Source organism: Sessilibacter sp. MAH1 (genome assembly GCF_054658315.1).
In genome coordinates this window covers 204,126-230,947 of sequence record NZ_BAAGIC010000002.1, presented here as the reverse complement: position 1 = coordinate 230,947, position 26,822 = coordinate 204,126, and the positions used below count along the sequence as shown (strand labels likewise).

At 41.9% G+C, this 26,822-nt stretch carries 21 protein-coding genes; 5 read left to right on the top strand and 16 right to left on the bottom strand.

The features are described 5' to 3' along the window. Positions 1-75: 75 nt before the first annotated feature. The 3 genes from ACYQ28_RS02960 to ACYQ28_RS02950 all read right to left on the bottom strand — a co-directional run bounded on the left by ACYQ28_RS02960 (position 76) and on the right by ACYQ28_RS02950 (position 5,378). Entirely contained in the window at positions 76-591 is a 516-nt protein-coding gene (locus ACYQ28_RS02960; protein ID WP_460047960.1) for a carbon-nitrogen hydrolase family protein, read from the bottom strand. 316 nt (positions 592-907) lie between these two features. After that, positions 908-1,840, bottom strand: a complete 933-nt coding sequence (locus ACYQ28_RS02955) for an MBL fold metallo-hydrolase (RefSeq protein WP_460047958.1) — start codon at positions 1,838-1,840, stop codon at positions 908-910. Positions 1,841-2,270: 430 nt separating this feature from the next. Then, positions 2,271-5,378 (bottom strand): choice-of-anchor I family protein, encoded by a 3,108-nt coding sequence (locus ACYQ28_RS02950; protein WP_460047957.1) that lies wholly within the window; start codon positions 5,376-5,378, stop codon positions 2,271-2,273. Between the two features lie 122 nt (positions 5,379-5,500). Here ACYQ28_RS02950 and ACYQ28_RS02945 point away from each other — a divergent pair, with 122 nt between their 5' ends. Then, entirely contained in the window at positions 5,501-6,577 is a 1,077-nt protein-coding gene (locus ACYQ28_RS02945; RefSeq protein WP_460047956.1) for a hypothetical protein, read from the top strand. A gap of 199 nt (positions 6,578-6,776) precedes the next feature. On the opposite strand, the gene ACYQ28_RS02940 is transcribed toward ACYQ28_RS02945, so the two are convergent. The 13 genes from ACYQ28_RS02940 to ACYQ28_RS02880 all read right to left on the bottom strand — a co-directional run bounded on the left by ACYQ28_RS02940 (position 6,777) and on the right by ACYQ28_RS02880 (position 22,649). Beyond that, on the bottom strand, positions 6,777-7,661 hold the full coding sequence (locus ACYQ28_RS02940; protein WP_460047954.1) for a sterol desaturase family protein: 885 nt from the start codon (positions 7,659-7,661) through the stop codon (positions 6,777-6,779). A 250-nt stretch (positions 7,662-7,911) separates the two neighbouring features. After that, entirely contained in the window at positions 7,912-9,279 is a 1,368-nt protein-coding gene (gene gorA / locus ACYQ28_RS02935; protein WP_460047953.1) for a glutathione-disulfide reductase, read from the bottom strand. Positions 9,280-9,647: 368 nt separating this feature from the next. Next, the gene (locus tag ACYQ28_RS02930; RefSeq protein ID WP_460047952.1) at positions 9,648-10,895 is read right to left on the bottom strand and encodes a sensor histidine kinase; all 1,248 of its coding nucleotides are present in this window, start codon (positions 10,893-10,895) and stop codon (positions 9,648-9,650) included. 2 nt (positions 10,896-10,897) lie between these two features. Then, positions 10,898-11,599 carry a response regulator transcription factor gene (locus ACYQ28_RS02925; protein WP_460047951.1) on the bottom strand — a complete coding sequence of 234 codons (702 nt, stop codon included), beginning with the start codon at positions 11,597-11,599 and terminating at the stop codon, positions 10,898-10,900. A 3-nt stretch (positions 11,600-11,602) separates the two neighbouring features. Continuing rightward, on the bottom strand, positions 11,603-13,126 hold the full coding sequence (locus ACYQ28_RS02920) for an ArnT family glycosyltransferase (RefSeq protein ID WP_460047950.1): 1,524 nt from the start codon (positions 13,124-13,126) through the stop codon (positions 11,603-11,605). Next, complete coding sequence (locus tag ACYQ28_RS02915; RefSeq protein ID WP_460047949.1) at positions 13,119-14,150, bottom strand: glycosyltransferase family 2 protein; 1,032 nt, start codon at positions 14,148-14,150, stop codon at positions 13,119-13,121. Before ACYQ28_RS02915 ends, ACYQ28_RS02920 begins: the two co-directional genes overlap by 8 nt. 693 nt (positions 14,151-14,843) lie before the next feature. Next, positions 14,844-15,083, bottom strand: a complete 240-nt coding sequence (locus ACYQ28_RS02910) for a hypothetical protein (protein ID WP_460047948.1) — start codon at positions 15,081-15,083, stop codon at positions 14,844-14,846. 249 nt (positions 15,084-15,332) lie between these two features. Next, complete coding sequence (gene cobA / locus ACYQ28_RS02905) at positions 15,333-16,142, bottom strand: uroporphyrinogen-III C-methyltransferase (protein ID WP_460047946.1); 810 nt, start codon at positions 16,140-16,142, stop codon at positions 15,333-15,335. A gap of 201 nt (positions 16,143-16,343) precedes the next feature. Continuing rightward, a complete protein-coding gene (gene serS / locus ACYQ28_RS02900; RefSeq protein ID WP_460047944.1) occupies positions 16,344-17,621 on the bottom strand; it encodes a serine--tRNA ligase in 1,278 nt (425 codons plus the stop codon). A 111-nt stretch (positions 17,622-17,732) separates the two neighbouring features. Continuing rightward, positions 17,733-18,113 (bottom strand): fluoride efflux transporter CrcB, encoded by a 381-nt coding sequence (gene crcB, locus ACYQ28_RS02895; RefSeq protein WP_460047942.1) that lies wholly within the window; start codon positions 18,111-18,113, stop codon positions 17,733-17,735. Positions 18,114-18,155: 42 nt separating this feature from the next. Continuing rightward, positions 18,156-19,496, bottom strand: coding sequence for a replication-associated recombination protein A (locus ACYQ28_RS02890; RefSeq protein WP_460047940.1), 1,341 nt, complete (start codon positions 19,494-19,496; stop codon positions 18,156-18,158). A gap of 19 nt (positions 19,497-19,515) precedes the next feature. Beyond that, positions 19,516-20,238 carry an outer membrane lipoprotein chaperone LolA gene (gene lolA / locus ACYQ28_RS02885; RefSeq protein WP_460047938.1) on the bottom strand — a complete coding sequence of 241 codons (723 nt, stop codon included), beginning with the start codon at positions 20,236-20,238 and terminating at the stop codon, positions 19,516-19,518. Between the two features lie 92 nt (positions 20,239-20,330). After that, positions 20,331-22,649 carry a DNA translocase FtsK gene (locus ACYQ28_RS02880; RefSeq protein ID WP_460047937.1) on the bottom strand — a complete coding sequence of 773 codons (2,319 nt, stop codon included), beginning with the start codon at positions 22,647-22,649 and terminating at the stop codon, positions 20,331-20,333. 707 nt (positions 22,650-23,356) lie between these two features. Here ACYQ28_RS02880 and trxB point away from each other — a divergent pair. The 4 genes from trxB (at position 23,357) to infA (ending at position 26,726) form a co-directional block, all read left to right on the top strand. Beyond that, positions 23,357-24,304 (top strand): thioredoxin-disulfide reductase, encoded by a 948-nt coding sequence (gene trxB / locus ACYQ28_RS02875; RefSeq protein ID WP_460047935.1) that lies wholly within the window; start codon positions 23,357-23,359, stop codon positions 24,302-24,304. A 418-nt stretch (positions 24,305-24,722) separates the two neighbouring features. Next, positions 24,723-25,412: a leucyl/phenylalanyl-tRNA--protein transferase gene (gene aat, locus ACYQ28_RS02870; RefSeq protein WP_460047933.1), complete on the top strand. Its 690-nt coding sequence runs from the start codon at positions 24,723-24,725 to the stop codon at positions 25,410-25,412. 46 nt (positions 25,413-25,458) lie between these two features. After that, positions 25,459-26,166, top strand: a complete 708-nt coding sequence (locus tag ACYQ28_RS02865) for an arginyltransferase (RefSeq protein WP_460047932.1) — start codon at positions 25,459-25,461, stop codon at positions 26,164-26,166. 341 nt (positions 26,167-26,507) lie between these two features. Further along, a complete protein-coding gene (gene infA, locus ACYQ28_RS02860; RefSeq protein ID WP_460047931.1) occupies positions 26,508-26,726 on the top strand; it encodes a translation initiation factor IF-1 in 219 nt (72 codons plus the stop codon). Positions 26,727-26,822: the final 96 nt, after the last annotated feature.

The window sequence follows — 26,822 nt, the reverse complement described above, 5'->3', positions numbered from 1 at the left end:
ACGTTGCAATTATTTTGTTAACGTCTCTAAAAAAGGAGGGTCAATCCCACGAAATGGGCGACGTTGCCTAGCTTGTTAAGTGAGACCGCAATTGATAATTTTTGCGTTGTCCAAATTTACCTCACTTTTTTTAGTTTTAATACCGTCTGGACCGGAAATAAAAGATGAAGGTCCGTTTACACAGCCATTGGACAACACAACATAATAGCCGTGTAAGTAACTGGCCAACGTATTACTGCTAAACCATGAACTATCAGTCATGTATGCAGAGACAGCTATTACTTTGTGTTCAGCATTTGTTTCTTTTAAAGATTCCCTTATTGCTAGATACACATCTGGGTTGTTTATATCCATACAACATATTAATCCAATAGCTATCAAAGGAGTTTTGTAAATACATGGTTGAAAGATAGTTTGTGATGGACAGTTTCGCCCGTCTGATTCAACTTTGTCGTAGTGAAATAATGCCTTTCCATCTTTTAAAAGCTTCATTCTACTAAATCCATCAACTTCTTCGGCGTATATTTCAATTCCTTTATGAAGCAATGGTCCTTCGTAGTATTCTGGATAGATTCTAATTTCCATGTTCACTTAACAACTTAATAAATACTTCAATAACTGATACCATCAAACATATACCGTCTCTTCGACGTATATTTCAGATGAATTATTTGGAAGCTATATTGAAAGCTTTATAACGTCAACATTTTGGTTGGTTTGGCATAAGATTCATTTTTATTACTTTTATTGTTAGCAAATACGCCTTAAACAGAAAGCTGTAAACTGGAGCTTTAACTGTAATATTCTTCTAGTTTTTAGCTTTACTTATATGGTTATTTTTATTGTCTTCGAAGGGACTTTGACTTTTAGGAAGAGAGTATTTTTTATTTATCATCTTTTAAAAAATTTAACTTAGAATGTTACTTAACAATCTTTGCAATGCGCTTATTGGGGCTACGGTAAATTTTTCGAGTTCAATTTTTTTAGGTTTGCCGTTTGTTTGTTTTAGTTTTTTATTTAAAATTTGTAAGTCTTCAGTGGTTAATACTAGGCTGGCTTCGTTAGGTTGATGGTGGTTACCCAGTTTATATATTTTACCGTTTTTGGATATTTCTATGTGCGAGCCCAAAAGTAACGATGTAGGGTTTTGTTGGGTGAAGTAGGCCAACCGTTGAATGCTGTTACTGTATGCTTGCCAATCTTTTATGTAAATTTTTCCGGGATAGAGTGTATCGCCGGTTAAAAGCCATTGGGTATTTTTATCGTAAATGGCGATGGATTCTTTATGGTGGCCGGGTGTTGGTATTATTGTGAGTTCGCGATTACCTAAATTGAAGGTTGAGGTGTCGTTAGGCCAGTTTGATAAATTAAAGTAGTTTTTGAATTCTTCGTTGTTTGGGGTAATTACGTGAAAACGCGAGTCGGACGCAAATTGCTTATCACCGGATATATGATCTAAATGGCCGTGAGAGTGAGCAACAATTACAGGCAATTCAGCAATTTTAGGCTGATTGATTATTTGTTGGATGGTGCTATACAGCGGAATTTTCGCCGCATCGGATGTAGTACCGGTATCTACAAGCAATATGGATTGCTCACCAATCAACACATAAATAAACGGTGCCTCGTAGCTTAAACATTTGTTTTCACGCAAAATATAGGTAGATGGGTTGTACTCAAGTACTTCAATTGCTGGGTCTGTATTTGTTTTGCATTTCTCGGAACCGTGTATCCAACCATAATTTTGAAGTAAATCATCGGCGTAACAAAACTTGGTAACAATTAACCCCAATACCAACACCAGTGCAGAAAAATAATAACCCGCCCTTTTGGCCTTCATAAAACGCCCCACGTTAGTAAAAAATTAACTATTGGAACCTCTGATTAACTCATCCATGATTTAATCAGAGGACAGAAATTGAAAATACGATTTCCAATTTCTTCACAATTTCAATCACTTATAGCTCTTGAAATTGGCGACACATCCTTGTGTCGCCGGAAACTCTAGGTTAATCAGAGTTTCCTATTGAATACTTGAATGGCTATTTAGACTAAAGAAAGGTTTAAAACGTTTATGGGAGCCGATGGCTAATTAACTTATAGGATCAGCCAATCTATTTAGGAAAATTTCAATCACTTACCGTTCATGAAATTGGCGACACATCCTAGTGTCGCGAGAAACTCTAGGTTAATCAGAGTTTTATTTAGTTAAGCATAAAAAAACCCAGCATTGCTGGGTTTAGTTTTTAAAGCTTTATAATTATTGTTAATTAATTGCGTACCGTAATTTCGTAGACGGTTGTTGTGCCGCTAAGTTCGTGACCAACCACGAGTAGAGCTTCTCCGGTTGGGCTTCTGTCGGCGGGAACAAATTCCATGCCTTCTGGGCGTTCGTCACCAGGGTTGTTAATCAGCTGAATAAATTGCGGGGCAAATGCGCTGGTAATGTCGTATAGATAAATATCGCTAGAACGTTCTGCGCCGATAAATGCGTAGGTTCTGCCGTTAATTACACCAATGTCTACGGCTTCTGGTTCGGCACCTTTGGAGTCGCTTCGGCTGTCGTTGTTATTAAAGCCTAAGCCGTTTCTACCGGCGGCTAATTTGCCTAGGTCGTCGCCGCTGTCGAATACAATGCCTAGCTCTGGGTTCCAAATAGAGAATGAACGAGCGCCAAAGGTATGAATGGTGTCGATATCGCCGTCACCGTCGTCGTCGCCATCTTGGTTGGTGATTTCTAGTCGACCAAGTAATGCTCGGTCGCCCGCATTTTCAAATTCGGGATGATTTGGATCTAGCTCTAGGTCTTGGCCGTCCACTAGATCTTCAACACGAATTTCTTCTGAGAAAGTATCGTAATCGCGCGCATCACCTTCGTTGGCGGTAACGACAAAATCAAAACCGTTTGAGGAATACGCAGCAATGGCGTCTGGCTGATAAATACCAACAATATTGTAGTTTTGGAAATTAACCGCATCGTCGCGATCGCTAGCGTCTAATTGATTACCGCGAATGGAGAAATCTTTAGTACCCAGTGAATGAATACTAGAAATACTGTTGTCGGTAAGATCAATAACGGCAATGGCGTTGTTTTCTTGCAAGCCAACGTAAGCAGTTTGCGAATCACTGGCTACGGCGATGTACTCGGGTTCTAGATCTTGTGCTACCGAGGCATTCGGGCCAAAGATGCGAATATTTTCATCGAATTCTGCTCTGCGTGCGCCGCCTTCATTAAATGCGGTGAAATCTAGCAACGTCGCCGAAGTTGCAGGTACGCCGTTGGTGATATTAATAATGGCAACGGTGCCGATGGGATCGTTGCTGTAATCGTCGCTAGGTTCACCTTCACCGGCAGAGAGTACTTTGCTGCCGTCGGGTGTAAAGGTCACCATGTCGGGTAATGCGCCCACTTGCACCGCGTTTATAAAGCTTACTGCCTCACCAGAAACATCGTAAAAAGCAATAAAACCTAGGTCTTGAGTGTTGTCGGCCTCAATGGCTACGGCCAATAAATTACCAAACACAGACACACTGTTAGCATTGCCAATGGCAGCTGGTGCTAGGTCGCCAACTAAATCGAGCGTTTCAATAAGCGTTAATTCGCCGTTATTAAGACCCGAGGCATCTAAGACATCAACACTTTGCGCCACAGCATTGACCACAAAAACTCGCTCACCGGCGGAGTCAAAGGTAACAATTTCGGCGGCGCCGTCTGGATCGGCCTCTACGGTCGTAAAGGTTGCAATGGCTTCCATGCGCACGGTTTGCGAAACCACAGAATCGGCATTCATAGCATCGCGCGACATAACCAGTAATTGGGTTTGTTCGCCGGTAATACCAAAATCGTTATCGTTAATTAATAAAATGGTATCGTCATCCAGTAATGCGATGCCTTCTAATTTTGTGGGTGCGATTAGGTTTTCTGGTAGGTCTGTTAAGGTGTTAAACGCTAAGGCTTTTGCTACCGGTGTTGCGTTAAAGCTTACCAAATCGAAAACATTTTCTAACACACGCGGATCAGCAGACTCATTAGCCGTAACCGTTGCACTGCTTAAATCGGTGCCTAAAATATTTTCGGCAGTCGCAAGATTAATTTCGTACAGTTTGGTGGTTGCCGTGCCGCGTTCTAAAACCAATAATTGATCGGTGTCTAACGCAGTCATTTCAGAAATACGCACCGCAGTAAAATTATTGGTGATATCGCCACCTAACTGCGCGTTACCAAACGTTTGTGGGCGATCGAGCACATAAATGTATTCACCCACAGCGGCACCCAAGGTGCCATCGCTGTTTAATGCGTATTTCATTAAACGTACGTGGCGAGAGTTACGATAAATATCCGCCGTGGTATTTGCCAACGGGCTTTGCATGATAAAATACAAAAAGTCTTCGTTGGGCGATACGGCAATGGATTCGATACCACGATTTAATTGACGAAAGCGATACACATCGGGAAGACCGCCAGTAACAGGATAATTTGCACTGGCTAAATCGGCGGCAACGCTTTGTGGTACAACGCGCTCTAGAATGGTTCCGTCGCTGGCAACATGAACCAATGAAGGACCGTACTCGTCAGAAATCCAAAAAGTGCCATCCGATAATTTTACTAATGATTCTGGATCAAGACCGTTATTGTCGAAGGCAATTTGATTAGCGTCGTTATCAAAACTTAATTCGGTTGTGGCGGCTTGTAAATTATTGGTGATACCCGAAATTACATTGCCGTCTTGATCACGTAATTCAATTTCTTGAATGATTTCGGCACTAACGCCACTTTCACCGTTGACTAAACGCCACTGGGTGATTTTAGGCGTGTAATTAGGTTGCGGAAAAATCTTGTCGCTGTCGTTATCAATTCCACAAAATTCTGCAATGCCTAAAATGTCTTCGGCGTCGTCACAGCCAATGTTTGGGCCGCGATCGGTAATGGTGTAAAACACTGCCGCAGATTCACCGCGCATATGGAATGCACCGCTACCAAAACCCGTGGTTAATTCTAAAGCTGCTACATCGGCAACGCTGGCCGAAGAAAACATGGCAGTACCTAAAGCGCCTTGGGGAATATCCACTAATGTGGCGCCGGGTGCGCGTAAGCTTGCCAATAAAGTCGTGGTTTCTTCGCTATCAGCTGGGTTACACACAAAAGAAGTGTCGGTGATTTCTGAGTCGTCTAATTCGCCATTCGCGTTAGCATCTAAGCCGCTGTCAATTTGCACACCGCCAAAACTGCAATTAATATCGCCGGGTAATAATTGTGTTTGACTTATAAGGCTGTTTCGCCCGTTGTCACCATTATTACCGTCGTCGCCATCACAGGCGGCGAGTGTTAGGGTTGCTGTTGCAACGGTAAAGGCTAAAAATTTTTTGCTAAAGGTCATTTTGAATCCTACCGAATCATTTTATACACCAAGTTCGGGCTATATAATGATCACGGGATATGACTCAGCGGTGACATAATTGTTACAATTATGCGTAATATTAGTGACAACTGAATACAAATATGACCACACCGACAGATTCTGCGGATTTAATCGACGTGCTACACCAAGTCGCCGAACATTATGAACAATTAAAATCGGCTAAATCGGCGTTTTTATCGATTTTTTTAAGCGATGCCAATAAAACCCTACCCCATTGGCTACCCATTACCGGAGAAAATATCCATTCGCAAGAAAAGCCGTTAATTGCCCAGTTTTTAACAAGTTTAGAAAATCAAAATTACGCCGATCTTATTGGTCAAATTATAAAATGCAGAAATAATTCTGGAATATTACCTCAAAAAAACACAGTAACCGTTGGCGATGGCAAAGATACAAACGAGTTTGAGTTTAACAACACTCCGGCGGGTATTATTTGCGTCAACCCAGAGACAATTTTCGCCGCAAACCAATTTAATACCGCAAAAGATGCATTTAGAGAAAGTATTAATGTTGTGAAAACCCTTTCGGGGTTAAAAAAAACCAAGGTTGGGCGAATAATTTCGCAGGTATTGGTGAGCAATGATTTATCGAAAGAAAAAATTGGCGAGCGTTTAGCAGATTTTTTATCACCGCACTTAGACTTAATTGCCTGTTATCGAAAAATTCAGATATTACCCAAACAGTTAAATTCTTTAAGCTGGACGTGGATGACGCAGCACCGAGAAATTACTCGCGTTCACTTAGACGACGCTATAAAAATGGCGTTAAAACTGGAAGACGATTACACCCGTGATGCGGTTTTAAACCAACTGTATAAAGAAGACCCAAACAAGCCCTTGGCGTATATTAAACCGATAAAACCGCAATTAAGAGCAAATATTGCGTGGCGAGAAAAACAACAAAATGAAGCGCTAGAAGATAAAAAGGAACACGATAAGAAAAAGCACAAACCATCCGTTAAACGGAAAACCATCGTAACATCGTCAATTTTGCTGTGCCAAGATACACGATTACCCAGATTAAAATGGCCGAAAGATAATTTGCCCAGCCATCGTTTAGAAAGAAGCGATAAGAAAATTGAAGATCATCCAATCATTCATGCCTTGCAGCTTTATCGTTATAAACCCTATGTGGAAGATTTAGAAAGTTCTGAGTGATGTCTACCATAAAAGCCTCTGATCAACTCATCGATGATATATTCAGAGGATAGAAATTGACAATGTGATTGCCAACTTCTTCATAATTTCAATCACTTACCGCTCTTGAAATTGGCGACACATTCTTGTTCCACAGGAAACTCTAGATTAATCCGAGTTTCCAATACTTAATCAGAACTTTAATCCATCCATTAACCCGTTATTCGACCGTATTTACGGGTTTTTTCGACATAGGTTTTTCAGGCGCACGATGACTAACGTCGTAACGGCCTTTATTCTTTTTAAACGGCATCCATAACATTCCCGGTAACCAAGCCACTTGCTTGGCATCGCGAGCATAGCTTACCCCTATTTCCATATCTAAATGGCCTAATTGAGGTTGCGCTTTGTAGGTACCAAAAATTCGATCCCAAACCGAAAGGCTAAAGCCAAAATTACTGTTGGCTTCGTTAATGATGGTTGAATGATGAACGCGGTGCATATCGGGCGTGACCAATATTGCGCGAATGATTTTATCAACACCTAAAGGTAGGCGAACATTGCCATGGTTAAACATAGCGCAAGCGTTTAACACAATTTCAAAAATAACTACGGCAACCACGGGCGGGCCAATTAAGAAAATTGCACCAGCTTTAATACCCATAGAAATAATAATTTCAATGGGATGAAAACGTGTACCGGTGGTAACGTCGTAATCGAGATCGGCGTGATGCACTTGGTGCAAGCGCCACAATAACGGTACCGCATGGAACATAACGTGCTGTAAATAAATGACTAAATCCAGCAAAACAACCGCTAAGAGCACAGACCAAAGCAGTGGCAGCTCAAAGTGATTTAATAAGCCCGCATTTTGTTGATCTGCCAAGGCGGCAAGACCAACCGCTGCGGCGGGAAATAATATTCTTAATAAAAAGGTATCTAAAAATACAATTCCTAAATTGTTAAACCAACGTACAGGTTTGGCAACAGAAGGTTTTCGGGCGGGTTTAAACCATTCCCATAAACCCATAATGGTTAATATTCCAAGAAAAAAACTCAGCCGAATTGTTGATTCGTGATTCATAATAAATTCGGACCAAGCCATAAATTCCTCGGAATATTTTTAACATTGTGACTGTTTTGAACGTTGTTACTGGGTTTTGAATATCGCTACTGGGTATTGAACACTCAAAGCCTTATCTAGGCATCTCTGATTAACTCATCCGTGATTTAATTGGAGAGCAGAAATTGACCATAATATTTGCAATTTCTTCATTATTTCTATCGCTTACCGTTGGTGAAATCGGAGACACATCCGTGTGTCGCTGGAATCTTTAGGTTAATCAGAGTTGCCTCTATTTTTTAATAATTTCGCTCACGTCACGCATGGTCACCCACTCTTCAGCGGCCGTTGGATGAACACCAATGGTACTGTCAAAATGCGCTTTGGTTGCGCCAGCTTTAATGGCAACGCCAATAAGCTGCACCATTTCACCAGCCTCTGGGCCAACCATGTGTGCGCCAACAATTTTATCGGTTTTAGTATCCACCAATAATTTCATTAAAATACGTTCTTTGGTTTCACCCAGTGATAACTTCATGGGTTTGAAGGTAGAACGGTACACTGCAATTTCGTCGTATTTTTCAGCGGCTTGTTCTTGGGTTAAACCCACGGTACCAACGTTTGGCTGAGAGAACACAGCGGTTGGAATATCGTCGTAACTGATTTGACGCTTGCCGTTACCGTACAAGGCATCCACCAACACCATGGCCTCACCCAACGCAACCGGTGTTAATGCAACACGGTCAATCACATCACCTAACGCATAAATTGACGGTTCGTGGGTTTGGAAATCGTCATTAACAATGATTGCGCCGTTATCAGCCAATTGAATTTGAGTGTTTTCAAGGCCTAAATTAGCAGTCTTGGGTTTTCTACCAGTGGCGTACATCACCAAATCGGTGGTAGTGGTTGAACCGTCGGCAAAGGTAACCAACAGCTCACCGTTATCTTGTTTTTCGAGTTTGGCGATATCGGAGTTAAAGCGTAAGTTCATACCCTTAACTTTTACTTGTTCGGCTAAGAACTCGCGAACTTCGCTATCAAAACCGCGTAAAAATAATGGGCCGCGATAGACAAGATCTGTTTTTGCACCTAAACCGTTGAATATTCCGGCAAATTCAATGGCGATATAACCACCGCCCACAACAATGACGCGTTTAGGAAATTCTTCTAAATAAAAGGCTTCGTTAGAGCTGATGGCTAATTCAGAACCCGGAAATTCTGGGACAAACGGCCAACCACCTACGGCGACTAAAATTCGCTCTGCCGTGTATTGTTGATCACCCACAGCCACCGTGTGTGGGTCTACGATGGTTGCACGACCGTTGACAAGCTCAACGCCCGCTTTCTCTAGCATGGTTTTATAAATGCCGTTTAGACGCAGGATTTCTTTGGTTTTATTGTCGCGAAGAGTTGGCCAATCAAAGGTGGGATTTTCAACGCTCCAACCAAAAGAATTGCCAACGTGAAAGTCTTCACTGAAGTGTGAGCCGTAAACGAACAATTTTTTAGGAACACAACCTACGTTAACGCAGGTGCCACCCAGAAACATATCTTCAGCAACCGCGACCTTAACCCCCTTGGCTGCGGCCATTCTACCGGCACGCACACCACCGGAGCCTGCGCCGATTACAAAAAGATCAAAATCATAGGTGCTCATAGGTTTCTCCTGAACAAAATTAAATCAAAATCAGAATAAAAGACATTTACCGGCCCACGTTACTGCCGAGTAAGGTCTATGACAACAGCCAGAAATATCATTCCAAATATTTTCCATCTTTAAACGCTGCTTAACGACTCAGTTGAACACGGGAAACTGACTGAGACAAAAAATATATTTCCATTGTCATAATAGATTCAATTTGGACAGGATTTGAAGGTGATTAACCCAGTTCATGCAACAAGTATTTAAGAAAAGCCGAAACTACCAAATGGTAGATTAGTCTGCAAGATAGGAATTACCAGAAATTGACGTACATCCAAAGAAAAGAATAAACCCAAGCAGCGCCTGGGCTTACAAAAGAGAACTTAAGGAAAGGTCAGTCTGAAGCCGTGGCTCCAACCGGATAACTGCGTAGAACTCAGTTTCCAAGAGAGCTGCTCACAGGCAAGCGTGACCAGATAAAAGCCCAAGCCATCGGTTTTGGGTAATGCTTCAGATTGAGACTCGATCCACTTGGCCAATTCGGCTGGCATGCCGGGGCCCTGATCCAATATTTCTAGATAAGATTTGGTGACCACGACCAAAATTTCACCCTCGGTATGACTTAAAGCATTGCGTAATAAATTGCGGATTAGCAGTTTTGCCAAGACGGCGTCGGTAGCGAACGAGAACTGATTGACCCGAAATTGCGTGTTGATTCGACGACCATCCTCGGCATTAACATAGCCTATTTCGTCGATTATTCCTTCGATAAAGGCGTCTAAAATGACCGTTGTCGCCGGCGTAGAGGCTCTGGTTCTGCGCGATAACGTCAGCAGAGTCTCAACATTTTCTTGCATTTCTCCTGTGGCTTGGCGTATGCGATTAAAGGTTTTTTTATTGGCCGAGCCCAAATCGTCGCGTTGTTCTATTACCTGTAGCGCGCCAGAAATCACGGCAATGGGGGTTTTAAGCTCGTGACCGGCCATGCTGATCATGGTTCTTTCTCTGGAAATTAACGACGCAATTTCTGAAATAAACCAATTAAATGCGTGGGCGATTTCTTGAAGCTCATCGTCTGAGAAGTCGGTATCGATGGGCACCAAACTATCTTCAGGCATGGAGCGGCGAATTTGTAAGGTGAGCTTACGCAATGGATCGACCAATCGACGATTCGCTAGGACCGCCAAAATGAAATTCAGAACCAACGCAAAACCACACAAAACGCACAGCATAATTAAAAATAAAAACTCACGCTGCTCGTAGTAGCTTACGTCTTTGGCTATGTAATAAATTCCATCTTTTACCAGGTATACGTTGATATTATAAACCTTACCTTCCCAGTCTTTTTCGCCATTAAAAGGAATCGGCAAATCTTGAAACAATACCGGTACCGATAAAGGATCGTATCGGTCTTGGTAAAAAGCAGTTAAAGATTCTGTTTGCCAAAAACGATTTTTTTGCAAAAAGTCGCCATTTTCAAAAATCTCCAACAATTCTTGCGAATCGCCTTGCACAATCTGATCTTCCATGTCTTCAAAGACAAACCACGTAAATACCACAACGGTAAATAATGAGATCAAACTATTAATAAAGAAGGTGCGAAAAATTCGCTTTCCAAGCGATCCGTTCATCGTTAGCTTTCTAATTCTGGATTCAATAAATAGCCTTTTCCATGCATTGATTGCACAAGGCTCGTGCCAATACTGACCTTTAATACTTTTCGTAATGCCGATACGTGACTGCGTAAGGTGTGAGGATCGACAAAGTCATCGCCCCATATAGTCTCAATAATTGTCTGATGAGATACATAGTTTGGATAAGCTCTAATTAATATCTCAAATAAATTAGCGCCTATACCGGTTAATACCACAGATCGACCATCGGCACAGCTGACTCTTAAGGTACCTGGGTCAAACGTAACATCACCTGCTGTTAAGTTGTTATTATCCGCAAATTTACGGCGCGTTAACGCTTGTAGCCTTAAATCTAATTCGCGCATATTAAAGGGTTTTGTTAAATAATCATCAACCCCACTTTCAAAACCAATTTCTTTATCTTCAATGGCATCTTTTGCCGTTAAAAAAATAATCGGGGTTTGGCTGTTTAAATCATTTCTTAAACGGCGACAAATTTCAAATCCGTCGATTCCGGGCAACATAACATCCAAAACAATGACATCGTACTGATGAGTTACCGCCAAATGCAAACCTGTCAAACCATCTCGTGCAAAATCGAGCGTGTAATTCTTATTGCCAAAAAATTCATACAGATTTTCTGCAAGGGCGATATTGTCTTCAACAATTAATAGTCGAATATTGTGGCTTTTCTGACTCAAATCTTATTCACCGTTATACAGATCATTTTTATTACTGTTCGCAGAAACATTAATTGCTAGCCGTGAGCTTTGTGATAAATCGAACAAAGAATATCTTCTATCGGTAAAAATGGGTGACAATTGCCATCTTTCGGTTAGCTTCTCTCGTTTTACCCATTTTTTAGGCGCCGCTAAAAATACATTTTGGTCTTGTGTTTGATTAAATAAAGCATCAATCTGATTCTCGTTAATTGACTTGACCTTCCCTGCCGTATAAAAACGCGCAGAAAACGGCAGCTCCCCAACATAATACAAAATAGCGTCGCTATCATTGCTCTCTTGCATGGCTGAGACATAACTTATCAGATTTTTCTCCGTTTTTTGTCGATTCACCCAATCATTATCCTGAGAGATGATTGTGGCCGCAACACCCACTATGGGTAATAAACTAGCAAATACGAATCCCCACTGTGTATATTTTTTGTTTACCTCAATCCACTTAGTAATAGATAACGCAAGAAGAATGGCAAACGCAGGCAATGCGGGTTGTACGTAGGTCCAGAGGATATTTCCGGCCATGGTAAAAAAGACCAAGGGCCATAACATCCACATTATCAATAAACCGCCGTTGTTATCATTGAAAGATAATTTTAATGACGTTAAACCTTCTTTTTTTAGGTTTGCGACTAGCAGAATCATAGCCACCAAACCCCAAGGAAAACTCGCCCATACGGCGAAAAACCAAATGGTTCCATGAGGATAACGATGAGCACTACCGTACAAATCGCCACCCCAACCTGGGTCTAAAAACCGTAAAAAGTGCTCACCAACAATAAAATATTGAATAAATCCTGGAGTTTTCAGCTCAGCGGCAATATACCACGGCAGAGTCAACACCAGTGTTAACAGCGTTCCGCTCAACCAAGGAAAGAGCTTTATTCTGTTTTTAAGATCAAACACTAACCACACAAAAATAGGTGCACCCAGTAGTATTACTGCGATTGGACCCTTGGCAAGTAAACCAATAACAATAGCTAAGAATAAGCCATAACTCCACAGTGTTTGCAATGTTGATTTAGTGCGTGAAGAAACTTCAATAACCGACGCCAGTGCCAGTGTGGTTGCCAAAGTTAAAAACGGATCGGTTAAAACAGCGCCCGCCAAGACGTAACTTAAGGCACAGGTACTGTAAATCAACACACTCCATAAACCGGTTTGTTGATTGCTTAATCGCTTACTAACACGATAAATCAGTACCAGCACAATTAACGTAACTAATAAGGAGGGAAATCTCACGGCAAATTCATTTTCACCAAAAAGATTTATCGAAAGCGCCTGACACCAAAACGACAACGGCGGTTTTCCCCAAAAAGGCACGTCGTAATTAAACCATGGCGTGATCCAATCACCGGTTTCTGCCATTATTCTGGCTATTTCGGCGTAGCGAGGTTCGGTAGTTTCTATTAACGGCAGAGAATAAATGGCTAAAAGACGAGAAAGTAGCGCAAAACCTAGAAGAGCAAAAATATAGTGAGTAGATTTAGTCATTCTGCGCTACCTTCATCGATGTAAATTGCACACCGGATTGAATGTAGTCTTCACCCGCCGTTATTTTTTGAATTAAATAATTAGGTCGTTGTTTACTTTCAATATAGGTCTTACCCACATATTCGCCCAATATTCCTATGGTTAAAAGTTGGATGCCACCAAGAAAAGTAATCACCGCAATAATAGAAGGAAAGCCCTGAACAGAATCACCTAACATCAAGGCTTTTAAAACGATCCATACACCGTAAACCGCGCCCAGCAACGCAGCAGAAAAACCAATAAATGAGGCCCAATGTAGAGGTGATGTTGAAAAAGACGTTATGCCTTCAATGGCTAAACGAAATAATTTCAAATAATCCCACTTGGTAACACCTTGCGCACGAGGATCGCGATCATAAAGCAGTATTTCTGTTTTTAATCCAATCCAGGCATAGAGCCCTTTCATGTAGCGATTACGCTCAGGTAAAGTTTTAAGCGCTTCAACAGCTTTTCGATCCAATAACCGAAAGTCACCAACATCTTCTGGTATGGTGCAATGACTTAATTTATTTAAAAATCGATAATACAAAGAGGAAGTTAATTTTTTTAACCAGGTTTCGCCGTCTCTTGTGCGCCTTTTCATTAATACAACATTGGCACCCTTCTCCCACACAGCCAACATTTCTGGAATTTTTTCTGGCGGGTCTTGTAAATCGGCATCAATAATAATTGTGGCATCGCCTTTAACATGATCCAGACCTGCCGTCATTGCCGCTTCTTTACCGAAATTTCGACTTAAACGCAGAATTTTTAACTGAGGAATGTATCGGGCTTTTCGCTCTAAAAAATGCGCACCGCCGTCTTCGCTTCCGTCATCGACAAAAATTAACTCGTATTGATATTGAGTTGTTTCTAATACATTAACGAGACGAGAAAGACACAGTTCCAAAACAGGAGACTCGTTATAAAAGGGAATAATGATTGATATTAATTGCGATTTTTTTCGATTCGAACTGGGTAAATGAGGAGCGAAGAAACTATTCATACGGTATCCATTACACATAAAGCTCTAAAAACAACAGATCCGCAGTCAAGCGGAACAGCCATACGAAACCATGATGAACAGTGTAAAAAAAAGAACCTCAAACTAGGGTCTTACGAACCTCAAGAAAACCTCAAATATCGAAATTAATGCACTCGAATTTAAACCGGAGCAGTGGCACTGATTTAATTTTAAGTTGTCGATATTGGGAATAAAGAATGAACAGTACAAATTTAGACGGTAGTCAAAGACTGAAAAGACGCTGATAAATTATTTAATAATTTCAGTTATTTTAACTGTCGAAACAAAAAATTGACGATCAATTTTGATTTCACGAGAAATTCTTATGAAGGAGCTCGTATGAAGAAAAACCTTCAACAATAATATTGAGAGATTTATTATTGTAATAATTTAGTAGCAAGAACGATTAATCACGAAACAATTATTCTAGTTAATTAATAAAATTAACTATAGCAACCTCTGGTTGACTGATCTGTGAGTTAATCAGAAATCAAAAATGCGCTCTTCAACATTATCACAAGTTTAATTACTTACATTTTTTGAAATGTGCACGCATTTTTTATTTTGCACATTCTTGCCTTGCTGATACCTTGAATTAATCGCTGTCTTTTAGATTAGATAGGTGAAGTATAGTCGTCACTAATATTAGACGCTATTAATAAATAACTGGACGTATTAAACACTGATCTGCACTCGCCCGCTGCGTCGGCGATCGGAACCACTTCGAGTACAGAAGACGCTATCGCCCTGATCTTTCCGGCGGTCTCTACCGCTTCGGCGCTCTAAACGAACACGCTCTTCAGATAAATGTACAGAAATAAGTTCGGAAGATTTGGTATCGACCGGACGAATTTTTCCAGTCTCATCTATGCGGATGATTTCACGAACCGAGGGAGCTTGTCTGCGGATTTCCATATCACTATCTCATTCAAAATTTTGACAGATTTAAACTGATTGAGAAATTCTACCAAAATAAGAACAGATCTTGGAATATCAGATCATTACAGGTAAGGAATATTCTGATCACAAAAACTTAAAATTTATGCTCTCATAGTAAAGAAATAAATACCGACACCGAGCAAATATAAGAATTTATTAATATTAGAGAAATAAAATCTGGCCAACTGATTAGACAAGTTACCTAAAAGTTCAGAAGTATAAATATTATTTCCAAGCGAGCTTATCGTGCAGACAAACAACTTCGCCAATAATAATTAACGTTGGAGGGTGAATATCTGTAGACGCAAGTAGATTATTAACTTCACCCAAGGTTGAAATATGAACTTTTTGATCCGGTGTTGTGCCCTTTTCAACAATGGCTATGGGCGTACTTGCATTGCGGCCAAATTTAATCAGCTGATTTGAAATTTCATCCAAACCAACCAAACCCATGTAAAAAACCAAGGTTTGCTGATCAAGTGCTAATTCTTTCCAATTCAGGTTAACTTGGCCACTTTTTAAATGTCCGGTAATAAATCGTACCGATTGGGAATAATCGCGATGTGTCAGCGGAATACCAGAATAAGCGGCACAACCGGATGCCGCGGTAATTCCCGGAACCACCTCAAACTGAACATGATTCTTGGCTAATAATTCTAATTCTTCACCACCACGGCCAAAAATAAATGGATCACCGCCCTTTAAACGTACCGTAATTTTACCCGCGTTTGCGTAATCAACGAGTAGTTGGCTTATGGTGTCTTGGGCCAAAGAATGATTGGCGCGAGCCTTACCAACATAAACTTTTTCGGCCTTATCTGGAATTAACGCGAGAATTTCTGGTGAAACGAGACGATCATAAAGAACAACTTCCGCGGCACGAATTACTTTGTAAGCTTTTAATGTGAGTAATTCAGGATCACCGGGACCAGCACCCACTAAAAATACTTGGGTGGATTTATTCAGCGGATGATTCAGTAGATCGTTCAAACGAAGGTCTCGAATTTTAATCTTAGATACGTTAGGCATTGGCATTAATGAATACCGACAAGCCAACGGTAAGAACCTCTGATCAACTCTTCCAGAATTTAATCAGAGGTCAAAAAATTGAAATTACGATTTTTCATTTTTCACAATTTCAATCGCTTAATATTGTTACATCGGCAACACATCCTTGTGTTGCAAAAAACTCGGATTAATCAGAGTTTTTTATCATTAAATACTAGGTTTCGAATACTAGGCTTCAATAATGGTTTTACCGCCCATGTAGGGTTGCAGTACTTTTGGAATTTCAATCGCACCGGTTTCAGTTTGGTAGTTTTCCATTACCGCAATTAATGCACGGCCTGCCGCCAAACCAGAACCATTAAGTGTATGCAGAAACTCCGGTTTGCCGGTTTCTTTGTTTCTGTATCGAGCTTTCATGCGGCGCGCTTGGAAATCTCTTACATTGCTGCAAGAAGAAATTTCGCGATATTTTTGTTGTGAAGGCAACCACACTTCAATGTCGTAGGTACGCGCCGCCGAGAAACCGATATCGCCACCACACAAGATTACCGTACGGTAGGGTAATTCCAATTTTTGCAAGATGGTTTCTGCGTTTGCCACTAATGATTCGAGCTCTTGTTCTGAATCTTCAGGTTTAACGATTTTAACCATTTCGACTTTTTCAAACTGATGCTGACGGATCATGCCGCGAGTATCACGACCGTAGGCGCCCGCTTCACTGCGAAAACAGGGTGAGTGACAGACAAACTTTAACGGTAAGCTAGCTTCATCAACGATTTCATCGCGGACCATGTTGGTTAATGGTACTTCCGCGGTTGGAATCATATAAAACTCACGCTCATCGGTAAGTTTAAATAGATCTTCTTCAAACTTGGGCAGCTGACCCGTGCCAAATAACGAATCACGATTGACCATAAATGGTACGTATGCTTCTTGGTAGCCATGTTCTTCAATATGAGTGTTAATCATAAATTGAATTAAAGCGCGATGCAGACGTGCAATGTCGCCTTTCATTACGGCAAAACGAGAACCCGTGAGCTTGGCCGCACATTCCATATCCATCTGGCTTAAAGAAGTGCCTAAATCGAGGTGATCTTTTGGTTCAAAGTCGAATGTTTTAGGCACACCCCAACGACGAATTTCAACGTTGTCGTCTTCGCTCTTGCCTTCTGGTACTTCTGCATCAGGAATGTTGGGAATGGAAAATAGAATTTCGTCGAGTTTAGCTTGAATATCGTTAAGCTCTAGCTCTGCCGCAGCATGGTCTGCCTTTAGCTGATCAACGGCTGCAAGCAATGGCGCTATATCTTCACCGGCAGCTTTTGCCTTGCCGATTGATTTCGCTCTGGCGTTACGTTCTTGCTGGAGCGATTCCGTTTTAACCTGAATTTCGCGACGCTCGGCTTCGAGCTTTTTAACCAATTCAACATCAAGGTTAAAATTGCGTTTTTTTAGTTTTTCCGCAACCTCTTCGGGGTTGGTTCTTACGTATTTTGCATCAAGCATAAAAGTTGTGTTCGACTTATAAATTGAATGTTGTATCTCTGGTAATAAACGTTGGTTTAAACCAGAGCATGAGCAATTAAATAGGTTTCGGCGTTACGATTAACGGATCGATCATCCCAACCAACGACTAGAAACATGCAAGCCACACGCTGCCGCTGTTAAACAGCCGAGCATTGTAAAGACCGTATTAGCGATCGCCAAGAGTGTGTAGCCTCGCAAGTACAATTGCACCGATTCGATTGAGAAGGTCGAAAAAGTCGTTAAAGCGCCCAAAAAACCAGTGATGAGAATAATCCGCCACTGATGAGACCAAAGTTGTTTTTCAACGATCAGGGTGTAAAGCACACCAATCAAAAAGCAGCCGACAATGTTTACGGCAAAGGTAGCCCAAGGAAATTTATCGGGTTGAACGGGTAACAAATAGGTAGAGACACCAAATCGCACACTCGCCCCCAAAGCACCACCTAAGGCCACTGCAAACCACTGCCACATAACAATCTCGGTAACTTATCGTTTAATTACAAGGGCGCTAGTTTACCTGTTTCTATAGCGTTTGCGGGAACTTGCTGCGTCTTGCGTGCGTAAAAACTTGAGTTTTTCGCTGATTTTTTGTTCAAGACCACGGTCGGTTGGATGATAAAACTCAGAATCGGCAAGTTCTTCGGGGAAATAATTCTCACCGGCAGCGTATGCGCCGGGCTCATCGTGGGCGTAGCGATACTCTTCGCCGTAACCCAGATTTTTCATTAATTTGGTCGGTGCGTTTCGTAAATGGATGGGCACATCATAGCTGGGCTGACAGGCAATCGCGGCTCGACATTCATTAAAGGCTTTGTAAACCGCATTACTTTTTGGTGCGCAAGCCATGTAAACCACCGATTGCGCAATGGCTAACTCGCCTTCTGGACTGCCAAGTCGCTCTTGCGTCATCCAAGCGTTTAACGCGATTTCCAACGCACGCGGGTCAGCGTTGCCAATATCTTCCGTTGCCATGCGCACAACTCTGCGCGCGATATACAGCGGATCGCAACCGCCGTCGAGCATTCTTAGGCACCAATACAAAGCGGCATCGGGCGAACTGCCTCGAACGGATTTATGCAACGCGGAAATTTGTTCATAAAAGAGATCACCGCCCTTGTCGAAATGACGAACATCGCTGCTTACCACTTCGGCCATAATATCAACGTCAATGGTAGAGGTATCTTGCGCTAATAAATCGACGCTCATCTCTAGCAAATTAAGAGATTTTCTTGCATCGCCGGAGGCCGTATGAAGCAATAAGGCTAGGGCTTCATCACTAATCGTGAGATGTAACTCACCCAAGCCACGTTCGGAATCGGTTAGCGCTGCCTTTACCAATGAGAGCAAATCAGTCTCTTCTAACTGTTTTAGTTTATAAACCCGGCATCGTGACAAGAGTGCATTATTGATTTCAAACGAAGGGTTTTCGGTGGTAGCGCCTATAAAGCAAATGGTGCCGTCTTCTACATGAGGTAAAAAGGCATCTTGCTGAGATTTATTAAAACGATGCACTTCGTCAACAAAAACCACGGTACGACGACCGGTTTGAGCGAGATGCTGCTTGGCAATATCCACACTGGCTCGAATTTCTTTAACACCTGCGAGAACCGCGGAAATTGTCTCAAATCGAGCTTTGGTTAACTCCGCAATGGTGCGTGCCAAGGAGGTTTTGCCAACACCCGGCGGGCCCCAAAATATCATGGAGTGCAGCCGATCAGACTCGATAGCTTGTCTTAGAGGCCGCCCTTTAGCCAATAAATGTTGCTGCCCAACATATTCATCAAAATTTCTTGGCCGCATACGTGCTGCCAAAGGTTGATGAGATGTGCTTTCAGGAAACAAAGAATTATTCATACATTAACGCGGCAATACGTTAGTTATCGTAAAACACATCGGCATTTTCGGGCACGGTAAATTCAAAACTGGTCGGTTCTTTACTGCTTAATGGTTGAGTGTTTTTAAAAACAAACTCGGTGCGTGTATTTCCCGATTCAACAACTGACATTGACTCAATGTTATTAGCGCCAAATCTTAACTCGACTCTCAAAATTTGCCCGGCGGTTTTCGGCATTAACACAAAGGTTTGCTCACCATTTGAGGAAGGCTTGGTATTTAAGCGAACGTCAAATTCGTTTTCTAACACAGAATAGTCGCCGCTAATAATGCGAATCGGTAACTGATCGGCCTGTGCTGAAAAAGGCTTAATGGTTACCTGCTCTAGATCAGGATCGTACAACCAAATGGTTTCACCATTGCTGACCAAAACCTGCGGGAATGGCTCTAACGTGTCCCAGCGAAACTTACCCGGTTGCTTTAACGCATAGTTACCTGAAGAGTCTTGAATGAGCTGACCGGTTTGATCATACAACGATTGCTCGAATTTTCCCTTTGAGTTCGCAAGAGGCGTCAATAGAGCTTTCAAGCTGCTGATGAGATTTTGGTCAACATCGACAGTTGCAACGTTCGCTTCTTGTACGACCGTTAAATTTTGAGCTACTTGGGGATTTTGAGCAACTTGCGACTCTTGAGCCACAACAGTTGCGCCACTTGTTAACAACGTAAACGTCGCAACAAGCCATGTTTTTGTGTGTTTCATTAATTATCTTACCTAAATAGATAACGGTGCGTGGTTACGTTATCCATAGACCGTGCATTTGGCGAAATTACTTTTATTGAAGTAATAAAGCTCTATTGTCTGGGTGGTGGAGGCGCTAAAACCCGTCGACTGCCATTGGTTTCCGGCTCACTGACAACACCAGAAGCCTCCATGGTCTCAATAAGACGAGCGGCACGATTGTAGCCGATGCGCAGCTTACGTTGAACGGAAGAGATAGAAGCTTTTCTCGTTTGGGTAACAAACTCCAGCGCTTCATCGTACAGAGGGTCAGACTCATCGGCAGCGCCATCTTCGCCTTCGGTAGACAGCCCCGGCACTGGAATTGAGTTAGTGCTTTCATCAACAATTTCATCGAGATAGTTAGGCTCACCACGGCGCTTCCAATCTTCTACCACATTATGAACTTCGTGATCATCAACGAAGGCACCGTGGACACGCACAGGAACACCGCTGCCCGGCGGCAAATACAGCATGTCACCATGACCTAATAACTGCTCTGCCCCACCCTGATCAAGAATGGTTCGAGAGTCGATTTTAGAAGACACTTGGAAGGCCATTCGTGTTGGAACGTTGGCCTTAATCAAACCTGTAATAACGTCGACAGACGGCCGTTGAGTTGCCAGAATTAAATGAATTCCCGCCGCACGAGCTTTTTGAGCGATTCGTGCAATCAACTGCTCCACTTTTTTACCGACGATCATCATCATGTCGGCAAATTCGTCGATCACAACAACAATAAACGGCAAGGTTTCTAGATCTGGGGCTGTTGCTTGCTCGGCACCCGCTTCGTAATTCTCTTCAGGAACAAACAAAGGGTCTTTGATAGGCTCACCGGCTTTGATGGCATCTTCAATCTTGCGGTTAAAACCAGCGAGGTTGCGCACCCCCATGGTTGCCATCAACTTATAACGGCGTTCCATTTCACCAACGCACCAACGCAAACCGTTTGCGGCATCGTTCATATCGGTAATTACGGGAGTTAATAGATGAGGAATACCTTCGTAAACCGAGAGCTCCAGCATTTTAGGATCGACCAAAATAAGCCGAACCTGCTCGGGAGTTGATTTGAACAGCAAGCTCAGCAGCATTGCATTCACACCCACCGACTTACCAGAACCTGTCGTACCAGCAACCAACAGATGCGGCATTTTAGCAAGATCGGCAATCACCGGTTCGCCCGCGATATCGTGACCCAACGCCAGAGTAAGAGCCGATTTGGATTTGTCGTATTCTTCTGAAGCAAGAACTTCGCTCAAGCGCACCATTTGACGATGCTCATTAGGAATTTCGATACCAACTACGGATTTTCCGGGAATGACTTCAACTACACGAACGCTGATTACCGCCAACGAGCGCGCAAGATCTTTCGCTAAGTTGGTAATTCGGCTTGCTTTAACTCCAGCAGCCGGTTGCAATTCAAATCGAGTAACCACCGGCCCGGGCATAACAGCTACAACTTCGGCTGAGATACCGAAATCTTGCAGTTTAAGCTCAAGCATGCGACTCATGGCTTCTAGGGATTCCTGAGAGAAGCCACGTCTGTCCTTTTCGTTGGCGGGATCAAGCAAGTTTATAGGTGGCAGCTCGCCTTCCACTGGTGCATCAAAGAGTTTGGTTTGTTTTTCTTTTTCTACACGCTCGCTCCGTTTAACCGGCTTTGTTGGCATAGAAATCTCAACGGGTTCACTTTTTTGCAAGAGCAGTTCTTTTTGTTTACGGCTTTGCAAACGTTCAAAAGCAGCCTCACGGGCTATAACCAACTCTTGTTTGTCTTTTTTCTTTCTATCACGGCGTGTTTTGATCGATTGAATCAAAGACAACACGCCCGCACCGATTCTATCCATAAGACGAATCCATGAAAGATCGGTAAAAATGGTGATACCAAATAAAAATAGCGCTAACAAAATCACCATACCACCGGTGAAACTGAAAGCACTTTCGATGGATTCGGCTACAGCAGCGCCTAAAATGCCACCGTTTGAGAAAGGTAAATTGCTGGCTTCCAGACCAAACTTCAGAGATACCAAAGCCGTACCTGAAATCATTACCAGCACAAAGCCAATAAATCTCAGCGCAAATAACAATCCATCAAAGTTTAAACCGTCGGTATTGCGAGTAATGAAGACTTTAACGGCCCTTAACGCAATAAGAATTGGGAAAAGAAATGCGGTATAACCAAAAATTGAGAACAGCACATCAGCAACCCAAGCCCCGATGGCACCGGCGGCATTAACCACGGCACCGCCTGCACCCGTGCTGGACCATCCTGGATCAGTATTCTTGTAGGTCGCCAAGGCAAGCAACAAAAAGAGGCTTAAAGCCACGCATGCGATCAAAATTCCCTCTTTTATCAACCGCGAGAGAACCTCTCCAGATTTGGATGCTGTCATTGGCTGTGCGTCTGTTTCGGAACTCAATATCCTAATTCCCTGTTAAATCAATAAAAATCGGCATGAAATGTGATTTGCTAGATGAGTATTCTTAACATGGTGGTTAAAGTTAATCAAAAACAATTAAGCAAGAAAGTTTGATTGTTAACACTTATGTCATTTATTAAGCAAGATTATTTTGCTGATTAATCTCGATTAACTTATTATTTTGTCAATCAACTGACCGTGTTTGATAGTAAAAGCTATAAAGACGGGTAGAATATATTGACCAGACGGTTTTTCTTGTGTTTTTGAAATAACTCAACCTACTTTCTGACAGTTGCTATAGTTTGGATTTATTAAGAAAGTCGCATTTTTGATTGAACAAACAAATTGCTTTTAGAGTATATACAGTGCCCATAAATTAGCTTTTTTTAGGTTCTAATGTTGATATCTGTATTTAAACTAATTTCTTGATAAACCGAATAACTTGTTGATCTATATATTATATCTCATTGTATAGATTTTTAGATAATCAACGTTTAACAATCGAAACTCAGTCTAACTTTTTCTGATTACGATTAATTTTTAAGCAAAAAATATTTGCTTAACCTGAAAACAGATCGTTGAAACGTCAGTTGTTGTCTAACTAAGACCTCTGACTGATTTAAATTCGGCACTCATTTCAGGGTGCCAAAGCTACTAAATTTGCTGAACTAGGATAGATTATGAGCGAAGTAAAACACCACAAGCTGATTATTTTAGGTTCCGGTCCTGCTGGTTATACCGCAGCCATTTACGCTGCTCGAGCAAACCTTAATCCCGTGGTGATTACTGGTATGCAGCAAGGCGGACAGTTAACCACCACCACCGAAGTTGAAAACTGGCCAGGTGGTCGCCACGACTTGCAAGGTCCAGATTTAATGATGGAAATGCAAGCCCACGCCGAGCGATTCAATACAGAAATGATCTTTGATCATATTGAAGAAGCAAACCTAATGGTTCGCCCATTTGTGTTAAAAGGCTCAGATACATACACCTGTGATGCATTAATCATCTGTACTGGTGCATCTGCTCAGTATCTCGGTCTTCCTTCCGAAGAGGCTTTTGCTGGCCGTGGCGTTAGTGCCTGCGCAACCTGTGACGGATTCTTCTATCGTGATCAAAAAGTTGCGGTGATCGGCGGTGGTAACACAGCTGTGGAAGAAGCCTTGTATCTATCAAACATCTGTAAAGAAGTTACTTTGATTCACCGTCGTGACTCACTTCGTTCAGAGAAAATTTTGCAAGACAAAATTTACGCAAAAGCTAAGTCTGGCAATATTAAGTTTGAGTGGAACTCAACCTTAGAAGAAGTGCTTGGTGATGAGAAAGGCGTTACTGGTTTGCGTCTAAAGAGCACTACCGGCTCATCTACTAAAGATATCGAAGTATCTGGTGTATTCATCGCCATTGGCCACAAACCAAATACCGATATTTTCCGCGGCCAACTTGAAATGACCAACGGCTACCTTAACGTTAAGAGCGGCACCGAAGGATTTGCAACCAGCACCAGCATTCCTGGCGTATTTGCCGCCGGTGACGTTGCTGACCAAGTTTATCGTCAAGCTATTACCTCTGCTGGCGCCGGCTGTCAGGCCGCACTAGACGTTGAGAAATACCTAGACGATCTTTAACTCTTAAAATTATGTAGTAGGAAACTCTGATTAACCTAGAGTTTCTCGCGACACAAGGATGTGTCGCCAATTTCAAGAACGGTAAGTGATTGAAATTGTGAAGACATTGGAAATCACATTTTCAATGTCTGCCCTCTGATTAAATCATGGATGAGTTAATCAGAGGTTCCTAAAGTAGTTCCACACTACCGAACTCAAGCAAGGCGAGGTTTAAATCTCGCCCTGCTTAAGCTTTGTACCGAACAATTCTCTCTCTCCTACCTTGGTTCAATAGCCTCTCATCTTAAAAATTGTTCTTTTCGGTACTAAACATACTGAAAATCCACGAATAAGAACTTAATCTATAAAGAAAATAGTCCTGTAATAATTGTTTTAGCTTACAGTATGTCTTTTATTCTTTTTGGTTTGCTTACGTTAAATGATCAATATTCCTTGGCTCGATGAAGATTCCCCGTTTCCAAATACATCCAAAGCGTTAAGAAACCCTAATGGGTTATTAGCAGCTGGCGGGGAATTATCGGCGGAAAAAGTTTTAGAAGCTTATTGCCGAGGAATTTTTCCATGGTTTAGTGAAGACGAGCCGGTGCTCTGGTGGAGCCCTGATCCACGTTGTGTGGTATTTCCAAAACAGGTGCATGAATCCAAGAGCATGAAGAAATTAGCTCGCAAAGGTGATTATCACGTATCTTTCAACCAAAATTTTGACGAGGTTATTTACCTGTGTGGAGAAACTCGCAGGCAGTTTGAAGGAACTTGGATTACCGACGAATTAAGAGAGGCGTATTGCGCACTTCACAGGCTTGGTTTTGGCAAAAGTGTAGAAGTTTGGCGTGACAATAAACTGGTTGGAGGGCTTTATGGGCTAGCTATTAATAAAGTATTTTACGGCGAGTCTATGTTCAGTTTGGAGCCAAATACTTCTAAGCTCGGTTTTATAACTCTTGCCAAGCGATTAGCTGAGTTAGATTACCAACTTATCGATTGCCAGGTTCGTTCAAATCACCTGCTTTCACTGGGCGCAACCGAGATAAGAAGAGCGGAATTCGAGAGCATACTTAATGCGAATCATGACTTTTCTCAACCACCAAAACCCGGTAGTCTAAACTAATGTATAAACGTTAGGTTGGGTATTATTAAGTAACGTATCTTATTGGGTGACGAATCTGGCTAACTTAAAACTGTTCACTACACATCCTCATAAGTGCAGCTATTTACAAGATGAAATAGCAACGACCGTATTTGTTGATCCAGATGCGGAAATTAACCGAGAAATATACAGTCGGCTCTCGGAAATTGGATTTAGACGCAGCGGCCAACACCTATATCGACCACAATGTGCGTTTTGTTCTGCGTGTATACCGGTTCGTATACCCGTCAAAGAATTCACACCAAATCGCCAACAAAAGCGCTGCCTTAAATTAAACTCCGATATCACTTTTAAAGTAGTCAATTCGATTGATGCTAAAAAGCATTACCAACTTTACGAGAAATACATCAACGAACGTCATGCCGATGGAGATATGTATCCTCCAAGTCGAGCACAATACAGCACGTTTCTCACCTCGGAATGGGGATTGACTCGATTTATAGAGTTTTATCTAGAAAGCACACTAATAGCGGTTGCTGTTATTGATGAATTAGAGACTGGAATTTCTGCGGTCTATACCTTTTTTGATCCGGAGTTACAGTCAAGAAGCTTAGGAACCTTCGCAATATTGACTCAAATTCAACTTGCTGAAGAGCTTGGGCTACATGCAGTGTATTTAGGTTATTGGATTAAAAATTGTACCAAAATGACCTATAAATCTAAGTTTAAGCCGTTGGAATCTTACATTGATGGCCGCTGGATTCGCGATTACTGAGATTAAAAATTACACACCCAATTAACTCAGTAATTTGCTGTTATTTAACATTCAGTAAATGCAGTTTTATCTGAGCGAGCCATTAATGTCACCCTTCTATCATGGTTACAAAACAATCAAACCAAATTATTTATTACCTAGAATTTATATAACGGCATTGCGCTGCGAGGAATTCGATAAAATTTTATTGATGTAAAAATATATTTTTACATCAATTGTTGGTTTTTATGGATAAAGATTTGACTTAACCTAGGAATAAGGCACAATTCACGCCTATTTAACGACCGGCTGCTACGAGAGCGGTTTGCGTCATTCTGTATATACAATGAGGAATAGTTTTAATGGCGAAAGAAGACAACATTGAAATGGAAGGTGAAGTAGTAGACACGCTCCCAAACACTACCTTTCGAGTCAAGTTGGAAAATGGCCATATGGTGATTGCACACATTTCGGGAAAAATGCGCAAAAACTACATTCGTATCCTTACTGGCGATAAAGTAAAAGTAGAATTGACTCCATACGATCTGAGCAAAGCAAGAATCACCTACCGAGCCAGATAATCAGCTGTCCTTCTCTTCTGTAAATACCCTCGTATTCACATACTATCAAGAAGTCGCACATACAATGTGCAGCTCAACATCAAAAAAGCTAATACT

Excerpts from the sequence above, each read along its gene's own strand:
- infA (WP_460047931.1), top strand. The coding sequence starts at position 26,508 with ATGGCGAAAGAAGACAACATTGAAATGGAAGGTGAAGTAGTAGACACG.
- ACYQ28_RS02945 (WP_460047956.1), top strand. The coding sequence starts at position 5,501 with ATGACCACACCGACAGATTCTGCGGATTTAATCGACGTGCTACACCAA.
- ACYQ28_RS02915 (WP_460047949.1), bottom strand. The coding sequence starts at position 14,150 with ATGAATAGTTTCTTCGCTCCTCATTTACCCAGTTCGAATCGAAAAAAA.
- ACYQ28_RS02930 (WP_460047952.1), bottom strand. The coding sequence starts at position 10,895 with ATGAACGGATCGCTTGGAAAGCGAATTTTTCGCACCTTCTTTATTAAT.
- ACYQ28_RS02940 (WP_460047954.1), bottom strand. The coding sequence starts at position 7,661 with ATGGCTTGGTCCGAATTTATTATGAATCACGAATCAACAATTCGGCTG.
- serS (WP_460047944.1), bottom strand. The coding sequence starts at position 17,621 with ATGCTTGATGCAAAATACGTAAGAACCAACCCCGAAGAGGTTGCGGAA.
- ACYQ28_RS02910 (WP_460047948.1), bottom strand. The coding sequence starts at position 15,083 with ATGGAAATCCGCAGACAAGCTCCCTCGGTTCGTGAAATCATCCGCATA.
- crcB (WP_460047942.1), bottom strand. The coding sequence starts at position 18,113 with ATGTGGCAGTGGTTTGCAGTGGCCTTAGGTGGTGCTTTGGGGGCGAGT.
- ACYQ28_RS02950 (WP_460047957.1), bottom strand. The coding sequence starts at position 5,378 with ATGACCTTTAGCAAAAAATTTTTAGCCTTTACCGTTGCAACAGCAACC.
- gorA (WP_460047953.1), bottom strand. The coding sequence starts at position 9,279 with ATGAGCACCTATGATTTTGATCTTTTTGTAATCGGCGCAGGCTCCGGT.
- ACYQ28_RS02920 (WP_460047950.1), bottom strand. The coding sequence starts at position 13,126 with ATGACTAAATCTACTCACTATATTTTTGCTCTTCTAGGTTTTGCGCTA.
- ACYQ28_RS02880 (WP_460047937.1), bottom strand. The coding sequence starts at position 22,649 with ATGACAGCATCCAAATCTGGAGAGGTTCTCTCGCGGTTGATAAAAGAG.
- aat (WP_460047933.1), top strand. The coding sequence starts at position 24,723 with ATGATCAATATTCCTTGGCTCGATGAAGATTCCCCGTTTCCAAATACA.
- ACYQ28_RS02890 (WP_460047940.1), bottom strand. The coding sequence starts at position 19,496 with ATGAATAATTCTTTGTTTCCTGAAAGCACATCTCATCAACCTTTGGCA.
- trxB (WP_460047935.1), top strand. The coding sequence starts at position 23,357 with ATGAGCGAAGTAAAACACCACAAGCTGATTATTTTAGGTTCCGGTCCT.
- lolA (WP_460047938.1), bottom strand. The coding sequence starts at position 20,238 with ATGAAACACACAAAAACATGGCTTGTTGCGACGTTTACGTTGTTAACA.
- ACYQ28_RS02955 (WP_460047958.1), bottom strand. The coding sequence starts at position 1,840 with ATGAAGGCCAAAAGGGCGGGTTATTATTTTTCTGCACTGGTGTTGGTA.
- cobA (WP_460047946.1), bottom strand. The coding sequence starts at position 16,142 with ATGCCAATGCCTAACGTATCTAAGATTAAAATTCGAGACCTTCGTTTG.